18 protein-coding genes and 1 pseudogene are annotated in these 20468 nt (G+C 52.1%); 2 read left to right on the plus strand and 17 right to left on the minus strand.

The window, feature by feature from the left end:
* Window positions 1-42: 42 nt before the first annotated feature.
* From ftsY to BN3279_RS21060, 12 genes are all read right to left on the minus strand, one after another.
* Complete coding sequence (gene ftsY, locus BN3279_RS21005; RefSeq protein ID WP_059053661.1) at window positions 43-1038, minus strand: signal recognition particle-docking protein FtsY; 996 nt, start codon at window positions 1036-1038, stop codon at window positions 43-45.
* A 43-nt stretch (window positions 1039-1081) separates the two neighbouring features.
* Entirely contained in the window at window positions 1082-4654 is a 3573-nt protein-coding gene (gene smc / locus BN3279_RS21010; RefSeq protein WP_059053663.1) for a chromosome segregation protein SMC, read from the minus strand.
* Between the two features lie 657 nt (window positions 4655-5311).
* Complete coding sequence (gene rnc, locus BN3279_RS21015; RefSeq protein WP_059053665.1) at window positions 5312-6016, minus strand: ribonuclease III; 705 nt, start codon at window positions 6014-6016, stop codon at window positions 5312-5314.
* A gap of 13 nt (window positions 6017-6029) precedes the next feature.
* Window positions 6030-7268 (minus strand): beta-ketoacyl-ACP synthase II, encoded by a 1239-nt coding sequence (gene fabF, locus BN3279_RS21020; RefSeq protein WP_082673154.1) that lies wholly within the window; start codon window positions 7266-7268, stop codon window positions 6030-6032.
* A 127-nt stretch (window positions 7269-7395) separates the two neighbouring features.
* Window positions 7396-7629 carry an acyl carrier protein gene (acpP, locus tag BN3279_RS21025; RefSeq protein WP_018750834.1) on the minus strand — a complete coding sequence of 78 codons (234 nt, stop codon included), beginning with the start codon at window positions 7627-7629 and terminating at the stop codon, window positions 7396-7398.
* 69 nt (window positions 7630-7698) lie between these two features.
* Window positions 7699-8448 (minus strand): 3-oxoacyl-ACP reductase FabG, encoded by a 750-nt coding sequence (gene fabG, locus BN3279_RS21030; RefSeq protein ID WP_059053668.1) that lies wholly within the window; start codon window positions 8446-8448, stop codon window positions 7699-7701.
* 109 nt (window positions 8449-8557) lie between these two features.
* Window positions 8558-9493, minus strand: coding sequence for an ACP S-malonyltransferase (gene fabD, locus BN3279_RS21035; RefSeq protein ID WP_059053670.1), 936 nt, complete (start codon window positions 9491-9493; stop codon window positions 8558-8560).
* Between the two features lie 42 nt (window positions 9494-9535).
* On the minus strand, window positions 9536-10522 hold the full coding sequence (locus tag BN3279_RS21040) for a beta-ketoacyl-ACP synthase III (protein WP_187377848.1): 987 nt from the start codon (window positions 10520-10522) through the stop codon (window positions 9536-9538).
* A gap of 12 nt (window positions 10523-10534) precedes the next feature.
* Window positions 10535-11521, minus strand: a complete 987-nt coding sequence (plsX, locus tag BN3279_RS21045; protein ID WP_059053674.1) for a phosphate acyltransferase PlsX — start codon at window positions 11519-11521, stop codon at window positions 10535-10537.
* Complete coding sequence (gene fapR / locus BN3279_RS21050) at window positions 11505-12101, minus strand: transcription factor FapR (protein WP_082673155.1); 597 nt, start codon at window positions 12099-12101, stop codon at window positions 11505-11507. Before fapR ends, plsX begins: the two co-directional genes overlap by 17 nt.
* A 299-nt stretch (window positions 12102-12400) precedes the next feature.
* Window positions 12401-12574, minus strand: coding sequence for a 50S ribosomal protein L32 (rpmF, locus tag BN3279_RS21055; protein ID WP_018750828.1), 174 nt, complete (start codon window positions 12572-12574; stop codon window positions 12401-12403).
* Window positions 12575-12631: 57 nt separating this feature from the next.
* The gene (locus tag BN3279_RS21060) at window positions 12632-13153 is read right to left on the minus strand and encodes a YceD family protein (RefSeq protein WP_059053676.1); all 522 of its coding nucleotides are present in this window, start codon (window positions 13151-13153) and stop codon (window positions 12632-12634) included.
* A gap of 178 nt (window positions 13154-13331) precedes the next feature.
* Between BN3279_RS21060 and BN3279_RS21065 the strand changes: the two are divergent.
* A pseudogene (locus BN3279_RS21065) lies at window positions 13332-14488 on the plus strand (tRNA(Met) cytidine acetate ligase).
* On the opposite strand, the gene BN3279_RS21070 reads toward BN3279_RS21065, so the two are convergent.
* Window positions 14483-15511 carry a SepM family pheromone-processing serine protease gene (locus BN3279_RS21070; protein ID WP_059053678.1) on the minus strand — a complete coding sequence of 343 codons (1029 nt, stop codon included), beginning with the start codon at window positions 15509-15511 and terminating at the stop codon, window positions 14483-14485. The pseudogene BN3279_RS21065 and the gene BN3279_RS21070 overlap by 6 nt on opposite strands.
* A 126-nt stretch (window positions 15512-15637) precedes the next feature.
* On the opposite strand from BN3279_RS21070, the gene BN3279_RS21075 reads away from it, so the two are divergent.
* Window positions 15638-16891, plus strand: coding sequence for a nucleoside recognition domain-containing protein (locus BN3279_RS21075; protein ID WP_059053680.1), 1254 nt, complete (start codon window positions 15638-15640; stop codon window positions 16889-16891).
* A 5-nt stretch (window positions 16892-16896) separates the two neighbouring features.
* Here the strand turns inward: BN3279_RS21075 and coaD are convergent, their stop codons facing one another.
* From coaD to BN3279_RS21095, 4 genes are all read right to left on the minus strand, one after another.
* Complete coding sequence (gene coaD, locus BN3279_RS21080) at window positions 16897-17415, minus strand: pantetheine-phosphate adenylyltransferase (protein ID WP_059053682.1); 519 nt, start codon at window positions 17413-17415, stop codon at window positions 16897-16899.
* Window positions 17412-18011 carry a 16S rRNA (guanine(966)-N(2))-methyltransferase RsmD gene (gene rsmD, locus BN3279_RS21085; RefSeq protein ID WP_059053684.1) on the minus strand — a complete coding sequence of 200 codons (600 nt, stop codon included), beginning with the start codon at window positions 18009-18011 and terminating at the stop codon, window positions 17412-17414. The genes coaD and rsmD overlap by 4 nt, the downstream gene beginning before the upstream one ends.
* A gap of 504 nt (window positions 18012-18515) precedes the next feature.
* A complete protein-coding gene (locus BN3279_RS21090) occupies window positions 18516-18974 on the minus strand; it encodes an SMI1/KNR4 family protein (RefSeq protein WP_059053685.1) in 459 nt (152 codons plus the stop codon).
* Window positions 18975-19089: 115 nt separating this feature from the next.
* Complete coding sequence (locus BN3279_RS21095) at window positions 19090-20430, minus strand: alpha-helical endospore appendage domain-containing protein (RefSeq protein ID WP_059053687.1); 1341 nt, start codon at window positions 20428-20430, stop codon at window positions 19090-19092.
* Between the last annotated feature and the right edge of the window lie 38 nt (window positions 20431-20468).

Here is a 20468-nt window from a genome sequence, read left to right on the forward strand (position 1 = left end):
ATATACGGTAAAGTTGCCCTATTTGTTACCTCAATGACAGAATCAAGCTTCTTCCGCCTCTTCCTCTTCCGCAATCAGTCCGGCGAACAAGCCATGGACAAATTGCTCCGAATCAAACGGCTGCAAATCCTCGACCTTCTCACCAAGGCCCACGAACTTCACAGGCAGACTCAGCTCCTGACGAATGGCAATGACAATACCGCCTTTTGCCGTACCGTCCAGTTTGGTCAGCACCAATCCGGTTACACCACTCTTCTCTCCAAATAGCTTGGCCTGGCTCAGGGCGTTTTGCCCAGTCGTCGCATCCAGCACCATCAGCACCTCATGAGGAGCGCCGGGAATTTCCCGTTGAATAACCCGGTAAATTTTGTTCAGCTCTTCCATCAGATTGGATTTGTTCTGCAAGCGGCCTGCCGTATCGCAGAGTAAAATATCTGCCCCACGCTGCTTGGCTGCTTGAACCGCATCGAACATTACCGCCGCTGGATCGGACCCGGACTGCTGCCGAATGACGTCGACTCCTACCCGGTCACCCCATACTTCCAATTGCTCAATGGCGCCCGCCCGGAAGGTATCCCCTGCAGCCAGAATCACCTTTTTGCCCTGTTGCTTATAGAAATGAGCCAGCTTCCCGATGGTCGTTGTCTTGCCGACGCCATTGACGCCTACAAATAAAATCACGCTGATGCCATCAGAGCTTAGATGCATTTCGCTATCTTCATCCCCGCGTAGCAAACCCACCAGCTTCTCGGACAAAAGCGGCTGCAATTCGGCAGGTGCCTCAATACGACGCTGCTTAACCTCCTGCTGCAGCTCATCAATCAACTTGAGCACGGTATTAACGCCGACGTCCGCACCAATCAAGATTTCCTCCAGCTCTTCAAAAAATTCATCATCGATTTTCTTGCGCCGAGTCACCAGCTCCGTTACCTTCTCCACGAAGCCCTTGCGACTCTTCTCCAGTCCATCTCTGAACTGCTTTGTCACCGATTCCGTTCTGGAAGCGATACTGTCCTTCAATTTCTTAAAAAAACTCATGCAGGGTTAACCCTCCTTATGTTGTCCATCCAATAAATGTCAGCTAAGCAATTTCAACCGTTTCTTCATCCTCCAACTTGACGGAGACGAGCTTGGACACGCCGCCTTCCTCCATTGTCACGCCATATAGCACGTCCGCTTCCTCCATCGTCCCCTTGCGGTGGGTTACCACAATGAACTGGGTCTGCTCGGAGAACTCGCGTAAGTACTGGGCAAAACGCGAGACATTGGCTTCATCCAGCGCCGCTTCGACTTCATCAAGCACGCAGAACGGCACCGGCTTCACTTGTAAAATGGCAAATAGTAACGCCATCGCCGTCAGCGCCCGTTCACCACCGGACAGCAATTGCAGATTTTGCAGCTTCTTGCCTGGAGGCTGTGCTACTACGTCAATACCAGTATCCAGCAAATTCTCGGGATCGACCAGAATCAGGTCGGCCCGGCCACCACCGAACAGCTTGGAGAACACAATCACAAATTCCCGGCGGATCGCATCAAAGGTAGTTTTGAATCGCTTGGACATCTCCTCATCCATCTCGCGAATGACCTGATAAAGCGTCGCCTTGGCCTCGACAAGATCATCCTTCTGCTCACTAAGGAATTGATAGCGCTCGGAGACACGATTGTACTCATCAATGGCTCCAAGGTTCACTTCCCCAAGGATCGTAATCTGCCGTTTCAGTTCCCGGACCTCTCCTTGAGTCTGTGGCACATCCTCTGGCACAGCATACCGCTGCTTGGCCAATTCATAGCTAAGTTCATAATCCTCAGACAGCTTGCGTAAAATGTTATCCAGCTCCACATCCAGGCGATTGGCCTGTATCTCGGTTTGCCGCAATTGATCCTCCACGCCTTTTAGCGCAACCCGTTGGTCCTTTGTCTCGCTTTCTCCGTCCTCCAGCTTCTTAACCAGGACGGCACGAGAAGCCCGTTCCAATTCAAGCTGCTCACTGGTCCGTTCCTTCTTCAGCTTATAATCATTTAATTCTTCACGTTGCTGTACGCCTTGCTGTACATTTTGCTCCAAATCCGCTTCAATAGACTGCAAAATCGTACGGTTCTGGGTCAGTTCCCGCTCCTGCACCTTGAATTCCGACTCGGAACGGCGTAATTGCTCTCGCAGGGAATGACATTCCTGATCCAGCTTACCCTCACGCACCTTAAGTCCAGTCAAGGCATCCTGGAGTTCTTCCTTCGCCGACTCACTCGCCTTGCGGGCGAACTCGGCAGCCCGGATGGACTGCTGAACGGATATCTCCTCTTTCTCCAAGTCTACCAGCCGCTCTTGCGCAGCCTTCTTGGTTGCTTCGAGATCCTCCAGTTCCTTCAGGTAATGTCCCTTCTCCTGGCCGTACAACTCAAATTGCTCCGACACATGCCGCCATTCATGCTCCACCTGCTTCAAGTCTCCGGCACATGCCTGTTCTTCCACCCGCTTGGCATCTCCGGCTTCACGCAGCCGGACCAGTTCGTTCTCTGACTTGCCAAGCTGGCTGCGTACATCCGTCAGACCCTTGCGCAGCTTGTCCAGCATTTCTTCACTTTCGCGGATGTCTGCCGCAAGCTGATCAAGTTGACGCTTGCGTCCCAGCAAATTATTGTTCTTACGATGCTGGCTCCCCCCGGTCATCGAGCCACCGGCGTTGACGACATCGCCCTCCAGAGTCACAATGCGGAAGCGATATTGCAGCCTGGCTGCCATCTTGTTCGCATGCTCCAGATCATTGGCAAATACGACATTGCCCAGCAAGCTGCCAACGACGCTCTCATACCTCGGCTCATAGCCCACTAGTTCGGCCCCGATGCCAACAAAGCCTGCCGCTTCCTCCAGAATACGCTTGTCAGCCGCAGAAATCTGACGAGGACGGATAACATCTAACGGTAGGAAGGTTGCCCGGCCCAGTTGCCGCTGCTTCAGGAAAGCGATCGCTTGGCGCGAAACAGCCTCGTTCTCCATGACGATATGCTGCATAGCGGCACCAAGCGCCGTTTCCACCGCCGTCTCCAGCTTCTCCGGTACCCGAATCAATTCCGCAACAGCGCCATGTACACCAGACAACGACGACTTCTTGGACGCCTTGAGAACTTCCTTAACCCCAAGCACAAACCCGTCGTAGTCGTCCTCCATCTCTTTCATCGTATCACGGCGCGACACCAGTGCCTCTCGTTTTTGCTCCCATTTGCGGATACCGCCCTGGCTTTCCTCAACCAGCTTCTGTAGTGACTGATTATGCTCGCTTTCACGTATGTAGCGGCCGCGAAGCTCGGCAATTTCCTCCCCCAGCTTAGCCAGCACCATTTCCAGTTCGGTCTTGCGTCCCTTCAGACGATCAAGCTCATCCGTCCACTTCACGCCTTCTTCCTCAGCCCGCTCCATCCGGCGCTTCACGCCTTCTTTCTGCTGGTCGGCATAATGGATTTCATTACGAGATTGCGCCATCTGGTTCATGACATCCAGCAATTGGCCCTTCAAGCCTTCTTCCTGCGCTTGGCTAATTCCGCCGGTCACTCCAATAAGCTTCGCTTCTTCTGCAGCAAGCTCGGTACGCAGCATCCCCAGTTGTTCTTCAGCCGCTGCGAACTGGGCCGTAAGCTGCTCCAGTTCCAAAGAGCGCTGAGCGAACCGTTCTTCACTGACCCCCAGAGACTGGCTTAGCTGCTCGCGGTTTTGTGCCAGGTTGCGAGCTCGCTCCTTCAAGACCTCGCCATATCCTTCACTCTTCTCGTAGCTCTCGCTGTACTCCAGAAGTTGTCTTTGCAGTGTCTCAATTTGATCCTCTACCTGACGCAACGCCAATCGGTCACTCTCCAGCTTGGCATCATGGGCAGACACAACCGTCGATAGAGCAAGCTGCTCTTCCTGGAGCTTGGTCAGCTTGGCATTCGCCTCACTCCACGTCTCGTGAATCTGCTCAATTTGATGAACATAGAGGGAGATTTCTTTATTTTTCAACTGTTCACGCAGTTCCTTGTATCTCTGTGCCTTCTCGGACTGCTCCTTCAGCGGTCCAATCTGGTCTTCCAATTCCACCACAAGGTCGTTGATCCGCAGCAAATTTTGTTCGGTATCATCCAGCTTGCGACGCGCATCGCGCTTGCGGCTCTTATACTTTACGATCCCGGAAGCCTCTTCGAAAATACCACGGCGGTCCTCCGAACGCGTACTCAAAATTTCCTCAATTCGCCCCTGCCCGATGATAGAGTAAGCTTCCTTCCCGATGCCGGTATCCATGAACAGCTCGGTAATATCCTTCAAACGGCAAGACTGCTTGTTGATAAAATACTCGCTGTCCCCGCTGCGGTGAACCCGACGGGTTACCGTTACTTCGCTGAAATCAAGCGGCAGCGCCTGATCGTTATTATCCAGCGTCAAGGACACCTCACTAAAGTTGACCGCTTTACGCGCATCACTCCCTGCGAAGATAATGTCCTCCATTTTGCCGCCGCGTAGTGACTTGGCGCTTTGTTCTCCCAGCACCCAGCGGATGCCATCGGAAATATTACTTTTTCCGCTGCCGTTCGGGCCAACTACAGCGGTAATGCCGCGTACGAATTCCATCTCCGTCTTGTCGGCAAAGGATTTGAAGCCCGCTAGCTCTATCCGTTTCAGAAACATACGTTCACTATCACCTCTAACCTGTATTGTATCATACCGGAAGCCCTGCTGGACAGGCATCCAGTCAGGCCCCGGAACAGGAGATAACTCCTGCTTTTAAGAACCCACTCCCTAGCCCCGCTTCGTAATCAAAAGCTGACTTTTTTGAACTACCTTTATAAATAAGAGGTTCAAAAAGTAGGCTTTTCAGCACCAAAGCTTATGCTTCCGATGTGCGTTTTTTCAAAACGCTTGAGCTTGGATGAAGCAAGGGACTGAGTAGCGCAGCTACACGTTTTCGGAGAAAACGACTTTGAAAGCATGGGTACTTGAGCAACGGAAGTACCGGGTGAGTTCAAGATTCGATGTCGATTCTACTCCCAGAAGACGCTTCGTGATCAAAAGACGACTTTTTGAACTACCTTTAAAATACAGGTTCAAAAAGTCGGCTTTTCAGCACCAAGAAGCTTGGATGAAGCTAGGGACTGAGTAGCGCAGCGTACGTATTGGGTACGTGAGCAACGGAAGGCCCGGCTGAATTCAAGATTCGACGTCGAATCTACTCCCAGAAGACGCTTCGTGATCAAAAGCTGACTTTTTGAACTACCTCTAAAAAGTAAAAAGCCGCCCCGGACGATGGAGTACATCATACCGAAACGGTCTTTACAGTCGTTAATTTTAACTCTCAAGCTCTGAGCTCTTAAGCAACTCCAGCGCCACGGCAGCCGCCTGTTGTTCGGCTTCTTTCTTAGACCTGCCGTTGCCTCGGCCGAGCGCGCGGCCTTCCATGCAAACCTCGGAGACGAATTCCCGTTCATGGGCAGGACCCCGCTCTTCCACGATACGGTACTCCAAAGTTCCCATGCCGTGATGCTGCGTCAGTTCCTGAAGCTCCGTCTTAAAGTCGCTCGTTTGCAGCTTGCCGTCCAGAGACAATTGAGGGAAAACATAACGATGAAGGAACGCAGTAGCCGCTTCCAGGCCTTGATCCAGGTATAATGCACCGATAAAGGATTCGAACACGTCTGCAAGCAGTGCCGGACGCGTTCTTCCCCCCGTTAATTCCTCGCCCTTGCCGAGCAGTACATACCGGCCGAATTCCAGGCTTTCGGCGAACTTAACCAGTGACGGCTCGCATACAATGGCGGCCCGCAACTTGGTCAACTCACCCTCAGGACGGTCGGGAAATAACCGATATAAGTGCTCCGAAACGGTCAATTCGAGGACAGCGTCGCCTAGAAACTCCAGGCGCTCGTTGTCCTCGTATTGATTAAAACGGTGCTCGTTCACATATGATGCATGGGTGAAGGCCTGTTTCAGAAGCTGCCGATTTTGGAATACCAGTTCAAGTTTTTGCTGTAACTGCTTCAGATCTCCATTCACCGGACCTAACCCCTTATGCTTCGTATTTCTTTAAAATAATTGTGGCATTATGTCCGCCAAATCCAAAGGAATTGGACATCGCCACTTGAACATCTGCCCGTCTGGCTTCATTTGGAACATAATCCAAATCACATTCCGGATCAGGATGCTCCAAATTGATGGTAGGTGCAATGACACCATGCTTCAGGGTTAGACTGCAAATAATGCCCTCTACGCCACCAGCAGCTCCCAGCAAATGACCCGTCATCGACTTGGTCGAGCTGATGGCTACCTTGTAAGCATGATCGCCAAGCGCTCTCTTGATCGCGGTCGTCTCCGAGCGGTCTCCTACAGGAGTCGAAGTGCCATGCGCGTTGATGTAATCAATTTGCTCTGGCTGAATGCCTGCATCGCGAATGGCCATGTTCATGCAACGCTCCGGTCCGTTTGGATCAGGTTCGGTCATATGGTGTGCGTCCGCGCTTAATCCATAGCCGATAACTTCTCCATAAATCTGGGCCCCGCGTTTTTGCGCATGCTCCAGCGATTCCAGAATCAGCACTCCAGCACCCTCACCCATGACAAAGCCATCCCGCTCCGTATCAAACGGACGACTAGCCTTCTCCGGCTCGTCATTACGCGTGGACATGGCCCGCATCGAGCAGAAGCCTGCCATACCTGTTGGACGGATCGTTGCTTCCGCGCCGCCGCAAATCATCACATCGGCATCACCACGCTGAATTAGCCGGTAAGACTCTCCAATGGAATGAGTTCCGGTCGCGCACGCAGTCACCGTAGTTGTGTTCGGACCCTTCGCTCCATGCAGAATGGACACATGCCCGGAAGCCATGTTGGCAATCATCATAGGAATAAAGAACGGGCTAACACGCTTGGGCCCCTTCTCCAACAAGGCACTATGCTGATCTTCAAAGGTTCCGAGACCACCGATGCCTGAACCAATCATGACCCCAACCCGTTCCGGGTCAGCTTGTTCGGCTATATTAAGCGCACTATCCTCAATGGCATTCTTTGCCGCTGCTGCAGCAAATTGCACAAATCGGTCCATCTTCCGCGCTTCCTTACGCTCGATATAATCCTCGGGATTAAAATCTTTCACCGAGGCCGCAATTTTCGTAGGATAATCACTAACATCAAACGCTTCAACTAACGAAACACCGGATTTTCCTTCTAACAAATTGCTCCAAAATGTATCTATATCCTTACCGAGAGACGTAACGACTCCCATACCTGTAACTACTACTCTATGCTTCAAACACACTCACCTCGTTGGACTTATGTGTACTATACAAATTCATGGATGCAATAATGAAATCCGCAGATCCTCAAGATGAGGAGAAGTCCCGCCTGCTATGAAGGAGGTACGGGACTTTGGAATGACATTAGGTATGAGATTGTATGTAGTTTACAACTTCACCTACGGTCGTTATCTTCTCTGCATCTTCGTCTGAAATTTCCAGATCGAATTCATCTTCGAGCTCCATGACCAATTCAACCACGTCAAGCGAATCCGCACCCAAGTCGTCTTTGAAAGACGCTTCAAGTGTCACTTCGGCTTCATCTGCGCCAAGGCGATCCACAACAATGCGTTTTACGCGATCCAATACATCGGACATCCGGTTCACCTCCTCTTTGGTATTATAAGAGATTTGAAGTTAAAATGCCATAGAAGCCAAACACGCGATTTACATATACATTCCGCCGTCCACATGCAGGGTTTGCCCTGTCATATAGGACGCGCTGTCTCCGGCGAGGAATAATACGGCGTTCGCGATTTCTTCGGGCTGTCCCAGACGGGCCAGCGGGATGTCGGCAAGCAGCTTCTGGCGGTATTCTTCCGGAAGCTCGTCCGTCATATCCGTTTCGATAAATCCCGGGGCGATGCAGTTCACGGTAATGCCACGTGAAGCCAGCTCACGCGCCGAGGCTTTCGTCAGACCGATCACTCCTGCTTTGGCCGCTACGTAATTGGCTTGACCCGCATTACCCAGCACACCAACCACCGAAGAAATGTTGATGATCCGGCCCGAACGTTGCTTCATCATCGGACGGGTGACGGCCTTAATGCCATTGAACACGCCCTTCAGGTTCGTCTCAATGACCTGATCGAACTCTTCTTCCTTCATCCGCATAATTAAATTATCTCTTGTAATTCCTGCGTTATTCACCAGAATGTCGATCCGTCCCCAGGCTTCCAGCATGGACTTAACCATACCCTCGAACTGCTCATTGCTTCCAACATGCGCTTTCGCAGCGTAAGCTCTTACGCCAAACGCCTCGATTTCGGCAACAACGCGGGCTGCGGCCTCCTCGTTCCCGGCATAGTTGATCACTACATCTGCCCCGGCTTCCGCCAAAGCGAGTGCAATGCTACGGCCGATTCCACGAGAGCCGCCCGTGACCAAAGCCGTCTTCCCTTGAAGCGGTTTGCTCATCAATCCATCTCCTTTCACCTAGTTACTCCGAAGTCTACCAATCCGGCACGCCATTCATGAAGCCTAAGGCTCCTTTGCGGCGATGCCTGCCTTGAAATGGCTACAGCTTCTATTGCAGCGCTGCCGCCGTTTGTTCCAGGCTATCCAAATTATTTACATTAAACAACCGCACCGACTTGTCGGTCTTCTTGATCAACCCTGTCAGCACGCTGCCCGGGCCAATCTCGACAAACGTATCCACCCCTTGGGCAATCAGCCAGTTAACAGTATCCTCCCATAATACAGGGGAATACACCTGCTGTACCAGCAGCTCCGCAATCTTGGCCCCATCCTGAACAGGACGAGCCGTGACGTTAGCAACTACCGGAACGGATGCGTTATGAAAAGCAGCGGCTGCAAGCCGATCTTGCAATCGCTCCGCGGCCGATTTCATCAGCGAGGAATGAAACGGTCCACTGACCTCCAGCGGAATAGCTCGTTTAGCCCCGATCTCTTTCACACGGGACACTACCTGCTCGATGCCTTCCTTGCTGCCTGATACCACGATTTGCCCTGGGCAGTTCACATTCGCCAGTTCAACCAATGCACCGCCTGCCGTAATGTCGGCACATAAAGCGGCCAGCGCTTCACGTTCACCGCCAAGAACCGCGGCCATGGCTCCCTGCCCTCCGGGCACAGCTTGCTCCATATATTCACCACGTGCGCGAACGATGGACACCGCATCCTCGAAGGATAACACACCTGCTACAGTCAGTGCACTATACTCGCCCAAGCTATGTCCCGCCACATAGTCGGGTGCCAGGCCTTTGGCAGCAAATGCTTCGGCCAGAGCCACGCTTGTGGTTAACAACGCAGGCTGCGTATTGGCGGTTTGCTTCAGTTCGGCTTCCGGGCCACCGAATATCAATTCGCTGAGTGGAAACCCAAGCTGCTTATCCGCCAGTTCGAAGCGCTCGCGCGCCTCTGACTGAGTGTCATATAAATCTTTACCCATACCTACGCTTTGAGACCCCTGTCCGGGAAAAACAAAAGCTATTTTGCTCATCGATTGCACTCCCCCATTCATTAATATCTCCGCCTGCCTCACTTACCACACAAGTACGGAAGCTCCCCAGGTCAAGCCGCCGCCGAAGCCAACGAGCAATAGGGTGTCGCCCTCTTTCATGCGGCCTTCCTCTGCAGCCTCCACCAAAGCTAGCGGAATTGAAGCGGCAGAAGTGTTTGCGTATTTGTCCACATTGATAACGCATTTCTCTTCCGGCAAGTCCAGGCGTTGCATCGCCGATTGAATGATCCGAATATTAGCCTGATGAGGCACAAACAGATCGATGTCTTCTTTGCTCTTTCCAGCCTTGCGAAGCACTTCTTCCGTAGCCGATCCCATCACTCGAACCGCAAACTTGAACACTTCGCGGCCATTCATATAAATGAAATGCTTGCCTTCCGCCACGGTAGCTTCCGAGGCTGGCAACCGTGAACCGCCTGCTTCCATCTTGAGCAATTCACCGCCAGCACCCTCTGCACCAAGATCGAAGGACAGGAAGCCCCGGCCTTCCGGCACTTCACCAAGCACAACAGCGCCAGCGCCGTCGCCAAACAATACACAGGTGTTACGGTCCGTATAATCGGTAATTCGAGATAACGTATCCGCGCCGATTACCAGCGCATTACGGTACATTCCTGTTTGAATAAACCCATTGGCTGCGGCCATGCTGTAGACAAAACCCGAGCAGGCAGCAGACAAGTCAAATGCGGCAGCTTTTTTGGCACCCAGCTTATCTTGCAGAATGCAAGCCGTCGATGGAAACGCCGAGTCCGGCGTAATAGTTGCTACAATAATCAAATCAAGTTCACTTGCTTCAAGTCCTGCCGATTTCAAAGCGCGAACAGCGGCCTCATAAGCCAAATCTGATGTGGCCTGATCGGGAGCTGCAATATGCCGTTCCTTAATTCCCGTCCGGGAGACAATCCACTCGTCATTCGTTTCTACGATTTTCTCTAAATCCGCATTCGTCAATACTTTCTCTGGAACGTATTTCCCTGTTCCGATAATTCCTACTGAAGGCAATCTCATCGCTTTAGTCACTCACTTCCTGCTAATTTCCTGTGCTATATTCTCCGTCAATTGGCTTTGCAGCGCCAACCTGGCCTGGCGAACTGCATTTCTGATCGCCCCTCCGTCCGAGGAACCGTGTCCTTTGACAACCAATCCATTCAGACCCAGAAGCGGCGCACCACCATGCTCCTTATAGTCCATCATCTTCTTGATTCCACGCAGCGAAGGCATCAGCACAGCTGCGGCTAGTTTATTCTTCAGGGATTTGGAGAACTCCTGCTTCAAGATGGAGAACATCGTTCCCGCCGTTCCCTCCAGCGACTTCAACATAATATTCCCGGCGAAGCCGTCGCAGACAATGACATCACAAGCTCCGCTTAAAATATCCCGGGACTCCACGTTGCCTACAAAATGAATCGGCAAGGCCTCTAGCAGTGGATAAGCCGCCTTGGTCAGCTCATTACCCTTCATAGCCTCAGTACCCACATTGAGCAAGCCTACCCGCGGTGTGGATATCCCATGCACCTTCTGCCGATAAATGCTACCCATGAGCGCATACTGGGCCAGATGCTCCGGCTTGGCATCCATATTGGCACCCAAGTCAAGGGCCAGCACACCCCGCTGATCCACCGTCGGAATCATTGGCGCCAACGCGGGGCGCTCAATCCCTTCCAGACGGCCTACGACCAGCAGACCCGTCGTCATTAGCGCACCGGTGTTGCCGGCAGAGATCATGGCCTCCGCCTGTCCTTCACGGACCAGCCGACCTGCCACAACCATTGAAGCATCCTTCTTGCGCCGCACCGCCTTCACTGGCTCATCATCAGCAGCGATAACCTCGGAGGCATGATGAACTCGCAAATTGCCGGGAGCCTCCCCTAACAAGGGCTTCAATACCTGCTCATCGCCAACCAGAATAATCTCTGTATCGGTCCATTCCTTGGCTGCTGCCAACGCGCCTTCTACCGTACTGTTTGGCGCATGGTCGCCCCCCATTGCATCAATCGCGATTCTCATGCTGACTTCCTCCCTCTTGCCCTTCCTCCCCGGTAGACCGGTAGATCACAAAGTTCCCCTGGAACACCATCTCTTCACCCACGTAAGTAAATACCTCGACCTTGGCTTTGCCCTTCTGGCCGGAAGACGGCCTGACATAAGCTTTGGCGATGCATTTCTCGCCCAAGTGGACGGATCGCACGAACCGGATATCCGCCGAAAACGTCAAGGCAACTTCATCATTAATAACGGCTACTGCCAGCGAGTTGGCCTGGGCGAACACATGGTGGCCCCGGGCTATGCCCGTACGGGAGAAGACATGTTCTTCGCGAATCTCAAAGATAGAAATTCCGCTCTTGTCGAGCTGCAAATCCACAATCTCCCCAATGACCTCGTGCAACGGCAATGAACGGACCTGATCATAAGAGCGTTCAGCCATTAACTTCATCCGCTCGCGGAGCTCAGGAATTCCCAGCTCCATCCGATCCAACCGAATGGTTTGTATGCTTACCTTAAGATGCCGCGTTAATTCCTGATCCGTAATGAACGGGTTCGCTTCTATCATCTGGACGAGTTGCTGCTGTCTCGCCCGCTTCGGCAATCGTTCGATGGGTATCCCTTCCCTCCCGGTAGATGTTTACAATCAAAAATATTGATTTGATGTCTTGCGTCTATGTAATTTAAATCCGGCAGCCTGCCTGGCCAGTCCGGCTTCTATTATATTCTAACAGCTATTTCGTTCAGAATCACTTTAGAACCTGGTACTAAAATCTAGTATAAATCATCCGGAAGCAAAAGAAAAGCAAAATCGCCTGTCTACATGAAGTCCTGAAGCTGAAGCTGGCAAAAAAATAGCATCTCACCGAAGTGAGATGCTACTTTAAGTGCGAGATATCAAGCTTATTGGTTGATAATTTCTCTCGATTTGTATGTTCCGCATACTTTGCATACGTGGTGAGCAAGCTTCAATTCTCCGCATTGTTCACATTTTACCATGCCCGGCACAGCCAATTTGAAATGCGTGCGGCGTTTGTCGCGACGCGTCTTGGACGTTCTCCGTTGAGGTACTGCCATGGTTCCCACCTCCTTATCAAGTCAAACCTAAACCTGTAATATTCATTGTTTACTTGCTTACTTTTTGAAGAAATCACCGAGTGCTGCCAGCCGCGGATCAATCACGTCCTTATTGCAGCCGCATTCCTGTTCGTTCAGATCAGCCCCGCAGTGAGGACAAAGTCCCTTGCAGGATTCCTGGCATACAGCGGCAAACGGCAGATTCAGTAGCAGCGTCTCCTCCACATACGGTACCAGATCGACTTTCTCGCCCGGAACGTAGTGTAAGTCTTCGTCTTCCTCCTGTGCCTGCGTGTCCACCTCGGGATGTTCGCCTTGCTTGAAGCTTTCTGCAAACTCCGCTTGAATGTCCCGTTTCAAAGGCTTAAGACAACGAGAACAGGTCATATCCAGCTCCGTCTTAAGCGTGCCCTTAACCTGAACAACGCCTTCGCCGGGAGCTTCTCCCCGCAGATCAGCCTGTAGTGGACTGATTGCGATAATGTCCTTGCGACCTTCAACGACACGGCTTACATCCAAAGCCTGATGAATCTCCACCGGAGCTTCGGATGAGATTGCCTGACGTAAATTAATAAACATCAGCATCACCCCAAACAAACAAAAATTATTATACCGATTTTAAGTAAGTTTTGTCAACAACAAAGCATGTAATTCCTTAACAGAACGGCTCCTTTTATTTCTGCTTCTCGCGAGTTTCATGATATATTTATAGCAATAGTTCATAAAATGGAACGAAAAGCGAAGGAGTCGAAATTCATTGAACGTTGTCGGAATCGTCGTCGAATACAATCCGCTGCATAACGGGCATGTCCATCATATCACCGAAGCCAGACGGTTAACCGGTGCAGATGCTATCGTGGCCGTTATGAGCGGTAATTTCCTGCAGCGAGGCGAACCTGCGCTAGTAGATAAATGGGCCCGCACGGAAATGGCGCTGCGTCTGGGCGTCGACGTGGTCTTTGAGCTGCCGGTTGCGTATGCCGTGCAGCCCGCGGAGTGGTTCGCCTACGGCGCAGTCTCACTGCTGGCGGCTACAGGCGTCACGACGCATCTGTGCTTCGGCAGCGAAGCCGGCAGCCTTGAGGCGCTGCTCCCGCTGGCCGAGCGGCTGGCCGCCGAGAGCGCACGGCAAGCGGCGAAGCCGCCACAGCGCGAGCGCTGCTGGAGCAGCCCAACAACAGCTTGGGGCTGCACTACCTGATCGCGCTGCAGCGGCTTCGGAGCGGCATCGCGCCGGTGACCATCCGGCGCCGGGCCGCAGGCTACAGCGATCTCGCGCCACAGGACGCGCATATCGCCAGCGCTACCGCCGTTCGGCGGCTGCTGAAGGACGGCGGTCTTGACTCCGTCGCCCCCTATCTCCCGCCCGCAACGGCGGACATCCTCGCCCGCGAATTCGCTGCCGGGCGAGGGCCGGTCACCTGGGAGAGCTTCGCCGCGCCGCTCTTCCACCAGTTGCTGCTGGCTACGCCAGAGCAGCTTGGCGCCGTGCATGAGGTGACCGAAGGACTTGAGCACCGCCTCAAAAAAGCGCTGCCCCAGCTTACACAGCCCACTGTTACCGGGTTATTGCAACAGCTCAAGACCAAACGCTACACCCATACCAAGCTGCAGCGCATGCTGTTGCATATTTTGCTACAGCACCCACGCGAGTCCCTGGCTCCGGAACAACTGGCCCAAGGTCCTGCGTATTTACGTGTGCTGGGCTTTACCGACACCGGACAGCGGCTGCTGAAGCAAATCAAGCGTTCCGGCACGCTGCCCTTGCTCACGAGAGCTGCCGGACTGGAGCACCCACAGCTTGACCTTGATATCCGTGCCGCAGCGGTCTACGCCAACGCCATGCCTCGTCGTCAGGTGGACGAACTGCTGCGCGAATACCGGCAGCCGCCGATTCAGACTCATGGCTTATGAAGCTTTCTCTGGCAACGACGCCAAATAATTCAAAGCATCGTCCAAATGCTTCACTGGCACCAGCTTCATATTCGAACCAATTTCATCGGCCTTGGCCTTCGCTGTTTTATAATTTGCCTCAGGGACAAAAAATATTTCCGCCTTCTCCCGCTCCGAGGCGACAATCTTGAATTGAACGCCCCCAATTTCGCCAACGGTACCATCTTCGGCAATGGTACCCGTGCCCGCGATCCGGTGTCCTTTGGTCAAATCACCTTCCGTGAGTTGATTGTAAATTTCCAAGGTAAACATCAAGCCTGCCGAAGGCCCCCCGATACGCGTATCCACGAAAGTAACCTCTTTGGTAGAGTCAGTCGGCTGTACTTTACGTAGTTCACCAACCGTCACGCCAAGGCCCGCTCTTTGGCTTCCATCTGTGGTCTTAATCGGTACCAATTCAACTTGTTGCTGGGTCTGCTTCCCATCTCGCTCCAGCACCACAGCCACTTGATCCCCGGCTTTCTTGGCCTGCAGTAAGCTGCCAAGCTGGTCAAAGCGAGTGACCTCCTGCCCATCCACCTGACGAATAATATCTCCCGATTGAAAGTCTCCCTTGGGTTTGTTGTCTTTGGATAGGCCGATGACGAAGACATACTGCGACACGATATTATAGCCCACATTCGCCTTGTTGTAAGCAGCCAGAATCGCATTGGATTGCGAGCTGTTCATGAAATAACGCTGCTGCGTCTCATACTCCCGTTCATTGCGATCCGGCTCCTTGCGGACCACCTCGGCATGCCGATGAAGCTTGGCCGTAGCCAGCATCCATAGATTGGCATAGCTGACCGATACCGTCGTCAGCATAAACGTCCCTTCCTCCTGGGAATCCCCTGACTGGATGCTCACCATCGGCTTCACAGACTCTGCCGTACCCGGCTGATTAATCATATACGGCGTGGACATGTAGACGACAACATAAATCAACATCGACACTGTCAGAATATATAAACCCGCTTTGATAGCTCCGGATCTTGTTTGACGCATGCTGCTGCCTCCTTCTGACTACGGCTGGCGAAACCATTAGTCTTTCCTGCGCCACCCGCGCATAGCATGTACTACACGCTGCTTAACACCAGCCTGGATCTTACGACTTAAGAAGGTGAATTGTACATGTTAAATCTTCGAAATCTCTCAAAAAGCCCGTTCGCCACGATGGTTACCGGGCTCTTGGCTATACTAGTCGTCATTTGTGTGGTGTATTCTCCAGGCGAAGCCTTTCAGGCCTCTGGAGTTGGGTTAACCATCTGGTGGCGAATCGTCTTCCCCGCCCTATTGCCGTTTGTGGTACTCTCTCAAATCCTGCTGGCCCGCGGCTTCGCCCATGGACTGGGTACCTTGCTTGATCCCTTCACAAGGCAGCTACTGGGCTTGCCTGGCTCTACAGGATGGGTACTCGCGCTCGGAATGACCACCGGTTTTCCCGCAGCGGCCGATGCAGCGGCGACCCTGTACAAGCAAGGAAAGGTGTCCTCTCGTGAAGCAGAGCGCATCGCGGCGGTAAGTCACTTTTGCAGTCCCATGCTGCTCGTCATCGTTATCGGGGCGGGCTTCGTTGGCCGCCCGGACTTCGGGTTGCTCCTGCTGGCTATACACTGGGCCGCCGGACTGCTTGCCGGAATTACCCTGCATCAGTTGTGGCCCGAACGCTCTGAAGTGACGCCGAATCAATCAGAAGCAAAACACCGGAAGAACAATAAGCTTCCCCTAGGTCAGCAACGCACCTCACTCTTCCGTCTGGCCCTGAAGCGCATGGAACAAGCCCGCCAAGAGGATGGACGCACCTTCGGCAAGCTGCTCGGGGACTCGGTGGCCTCCGGAGTACAGACTCTCATGATTATTGGAGGCTATATGCTTATATTTTCCGTAATCCTCCATGTCCTTCTTTTGGCTTTGCCAAGCCAGCCTCTTTTCGTTTCTCTTCTGAAAAGCAGCCTGGAAGTTCATCTGGGTACCTTTGCCCTATCCGAACTATCTCCGGCCCCAGTAGCTCCTGCTTTGGCTGCCGCCTTGCTGGGCGTAGTGCTGGGCTGGAGCGGATTATGCGCTTATTTGCAAGTCCGGGCCATTTTAAGTCCAGCCGGCATGAAAGAGCGCACCTTTTTGATCATCCGTTTGCTGCACGCAATGTATGCTTATGTACTTACTTTACTGCTATGGAAGCCATTTATCCACTGGATGCCAGGAATTGTACCCGCATTTAGTGGTGACCGTTCTTTATCCTTAGATAGTAATGCCCCGGCCTCCTGGCTGCCTGATTGGCAACTGGCATTCGGGGTGATGAAGTGGCAACTCTTCATGCTTGCCCTGCTCACTTTCGGTTTTGCCGTAATTGCACTCCTGTGGCGACGGCCTAGCCAACGTTAAGACACTTATTCTGTATCTTCATCCGGCTTGCTCGCAAATTTCTCCTGCAACGCCAGTTCAACCTCAGCGGGTACCAGGTCACTCACATCTCCATGGAAGCTGGCAATTTCCTTAACTACACTGGAACTAAGATAGGAGTATTTCGGATTTGTCATCATGAAGATCGTCTCTACATTGCTATTCAATTTATGATTGAGCGATGCCAATTGAAGTTCGTATTCAAAATCCGTCACAGAGCGAATGCCTCGCACAATGACATCTCCTTGCTTATAGTCCATATAGTTGACCAATAGGTCCCGGAAGCTATCCACCTCAACATTCGGCAAATTGGCGGTTGCCTGGCTTAATAGCTCTTTACGTTCCTCTACAGTAAATAGGGGCTTTTTACTCAAATTGTTCAGCACTGCTACCACTAATATATCGAATTGCCGGGAAGCTCGCTGAATAATATCCATATGTCCTTTTGTAACCGGATCAAAGCTCCCCGGGTATACCGCGACTCGCAGCTTTGGTTGTTCATTCATGTTGCTTGTCCTCCTTGCTCATCATCTTGAACCGGGAATGCTTCCGGATCGTATGCATAAATGGATACTGTCGTCTCCCCGTACTCCGCCTTACGCGTCTGTAAGAAGGGGCCAAATCTAGCCGGGTACACATAGTCGGACTCATACTCCAGCACCACTGTCGCCTGCGGAGACAGCAGCTTTAGCTCGTCCATCTGCATCATTAATGCATCCCCATGCTTCAAGCGATAAGGAGGGTCCAGGAAAATCAGATCAAACAATACCTCACGTTTGGCAAGGGCCTTAAGCGCCCGCTCGGCATCGTTCTTATAAACCTCCGCCTGTTCACCCAGACCGGTTACTTGCAAGTTATGACGAACCGTCTCCAAGCTCTTCGCATCTTTATCAATAAATACCGCCTTGTCCATACCCCGGCTCAGCGCTTCAATGCCAAGTCCACCCGTTCCGGCAAACAAGTCCAGCGCTGCTCCTCCATCAAAATAAGGGCCAATCATGCTAAAAATCGCTTCCTTGACCTTGTCGGTCGTGGGCCTTGTCCCCATACCAGGGACTGCCTTCAGCGCTCTGCCTCGGGCGCTGCCCGAAATTACTCTCATTGCTCTACTCACACACCTTTATTTACCTAAAATTCCTGTCGATATCGTACCACAATCCACCCTAGAATGAAAAACGAAAAACATCATATCGAATTTTTGGAGACATGAGGTATAAAATGCAAACACCGGGACAAACTTGGATTATCGACATCACCAAATGTCGTAGACAACCGCGGAGAAGACTTACGTTTCCCCATAAGCTCTTCGTCCGGTTTCTCCTCTCCCATGATGGGCGTCCCGTAAGGGATGCCCGCTTTTTTTATTGTTCAAATAGTTTAACGCTGGGTATTTTGAATAGAAAAAAAGCCAATTCTCACATGGATAGCGCATGCAAAAATCAGCTTTTAAGAGTTGCAAAGCTCTTATTAATACCACTCCGATGTATCCCACTTCGTTTGCCAATCATCATGCATACTGCCGTAAAGCTTTCAAATGCCTGCTTGTCCCCACGCCGCGCCATGCTCACTGTTCTCAAACTCATACACTATGGTTGCCAAAATAAAATCAAGTCCGCTCATCAATCAACTTTTCGAGAAATTCGGCAAATGTCACAGCATATTCATCCACATAATCATTCATGAGATCATACAGCATCACCGGAAATTCACCTTCCTCACTACGCGTTGACGTATCGAAGAAGAAAAGCTCGTCCCCATCTGGCACAAACAACTCCAGGCGATTGGGAAACCGGCTTACCCACCAGTCCTCACCCAGATTCAAGCGATGTATATAGAGGAGGTCGCCGTCAAAAAGCTCTCTATGCTCCGGCGGGGCAACTGTGAGGATGCTGCCATCACCGAATTGGGCATTTCCGTAATGAAGCAGCCACCAGCGGTACGAGGGCGGTAAACGAAAGCCAAGCTCCTCTTCCACTTCTGTTATCCAGCTCTCCTGCGCTTCATGTCCAGGAAAGCATTTGATAACTGTTGTCGTCCTCAGCTTCTCTTGCAAACTTTCATACATGTGTCAGGCTCCTCTCTTTGTATGCCAAGGTTAGCCTTTATTATAAAGATCCGGGATAGGCTATGCAATTTCTTCACATGTCACTTTAGAATATCGGTGATTTTCCTGAAGGACGTCACACATTCAAATACACTACAGTCAAATTTGCCGTTGCCGCAAGATCAGGTAGGAAAATTTCATTTCCAGTGCTGTTATTTATGGTAAGTACAGCCGGTACTATTGTAACAGGTATAAATTCAGAACCGCAAAATTGCTCAGTAAGGAAAGGCGAGGAAGAATTGGAATGAAGAACTCCATTGACATTGACCGATAGCGTTACAATCGGGGATAAGCTGGAGCCGTCCACTGAAACCCACCAACTGACAAAATAGTTTCCAGGTTCTGTGATGATAATTTCCCCTGTCACACTGTTAAATGTAACTGCACTACCCTGTGAACTGATGAGAGTATTAAACGGAACGGCTGCCCCATCCTGCAGATCCACCGTGGTTGGCGTAATATATTGGACTTGTGTGCCTGACAAGACCGATGGAGGACCTGAAGGACCGGTGTCGCCGATAGGCCCTTGCGGCCCCGTTGCACCTGTAGCTCCTACTGCACCTGTCACTCCCGTTGCTCCATCTGCCCCCGTTGGGCCTATTGGACCCGTAGCTCCTGCTGTTCCTGTGACTCCGGTAGCTCCAGTAGCTCCCGCCGGACCCGTTGCTCCTGTAGCTCCTACTGCACCTGCCACTCCCGTTGCTCCATCTGCCCCCGTTGGGCCTATTGGACCCGTAGCTCCTGCTGTTCCCGTGACTCCGGTAGCTCCAGTAGCGCCTGTGACTCCTGTGGCTCCCGCCGGACCCATTGCTCCGGTAGCTCCTACTGCACCTGCCACTCCCGTTGCTCCATCTGCTCCCGTCGGGCCTATTGGACCCGTAGCTCCTGCTGTTCCTGTGGCTCCCGCCAGACCCGTTGCACCTGTCACTCCTGCCGGTCCTGTTGCTCCGGTAGCTCCAACTGCACCTGTCACTCCCGTTGCTCCATCTGGGCCCGTCGGGCCTATTGGACCCGTAGCTCCTGCTGTTCCTGTGACTCCGGTAGCGCCTGTGGCCCCTGTGGGTCCTGGTGCTCCACCTGTAGGTCCTGTTGGTCCAGTGGGACCCGTCGGCCCAATGGAGATCGGTGTCGACAAGAGGCTATCTAATTTATTTTGCAACACCCATTCATTATTTGTTACTGCCCGAAGTGTGTCACGAACGCTTTGATTTATGGTAAGCAAATCGGAAATCGTCGGCGCTGGCCCGGTGAATCCAGGCAACGTACCCAGCACATACTGCAGTTTTTCACCCTCTGCATTAATGATGTGACTGAGTCCCAACTCTTCCAATGCTATAGAAGACAAGAGTAGGGTACTAGCATCATCTCTGGTTATAGATATAGTTGGGGTAATATTGGGAATGTTAGATTGCGACATCTGCAAGCCCCTTTCTTCAAGTAAAAGTATACTACCCT

Origin of the sequence: Paenibacillus senegalimassiliensis (genome assembly GCF_001486585.1) — a bacterium.
GTDB classification, from domain to species: Bacteria; Bacillota; Bacilli; order Paenibacillales; family Paenibacillaceae; genus Fontibacillus; species Fontibacillus senegalimassiliensis.